At 60.5% G+C, this 569-nt stretch carries 1 protein-coding gene; it reads right to left on the bottom strand.

Going from position 1 to position 569, the window contains the following annotated elements; genetic code table 11:
- On the bottom strand, positions 1-552 hold a 552-nt coding region (locus tag H9Y04_RS45975), incomplete at its 3' end, for a chlorophyll a/b-binding protein (protein WP_187820191.1).
- Positions 553-569 lie beyond the last annotated feature (17 nt).

Below are 569 nucleotides of genomic sequence, written 5' to 3'. Positions count from 1 at the left end.
GAGGATTCCCATCATGGCGGCACGGCCGTTGTTCAACTCGATGGCACGCTTGGAGAGCTTGGTCTCCTCATCGAAGGAGTCCCAGCCGAAGTCAAGGGCTCCGTTACGGAAGTCTCCGACGAACTCGGCCTCTCCAGTGACATCCTTCATGACTCCAAGCTCGAGAGCTCCAATGAAGGCAACAATTTGGGCGAGGCCTGCTCCGGGGATGGCATCAGGTCCAGAGATGGCGGCCCAGCCGTTGGGGAACGAGTCGAAGGAGTCTCCGGCGTAGTCAATGTTTCCGGGGAGGTGGACTCCGGCGCGGGTGATGATGTTTCCGAGGAACGCAAGTTGGGCAATGCGTCCGTGCTTGATCTCAACATAACGGAGGCGGTCGAAGCGCTCTTGGTCGGCGTCGTCGAGGAGTCCAAGGGGATCGAAGAATCCAAGAGGGGGTTGGGCACCGAGCTCGGACTCGAAGGCGTTGAGGGCGGTGGTGGCCTTTCCGGTTTGGGCGGGGGCGAAGGCGGCGGCAGAACCGAAGAGGGCAGCGAGGACAGCGAGCTTCATTTTGATAGTTTGTGGAG

This window comes from Streptomyces polyasparticus (assembly GCF_014493765.1).
In the GTDB taxonomy this organism is placed as follows: domain Bacteria; phylum Actinomycetota; class Actinomycetes; order Streptomycetales; family Streptomycetaceae; genus Streptomyces; species Streptomyces polyasparticus.
This window is presented reverse-complemented; position numbering and strand designations above follow the sequence as displayed.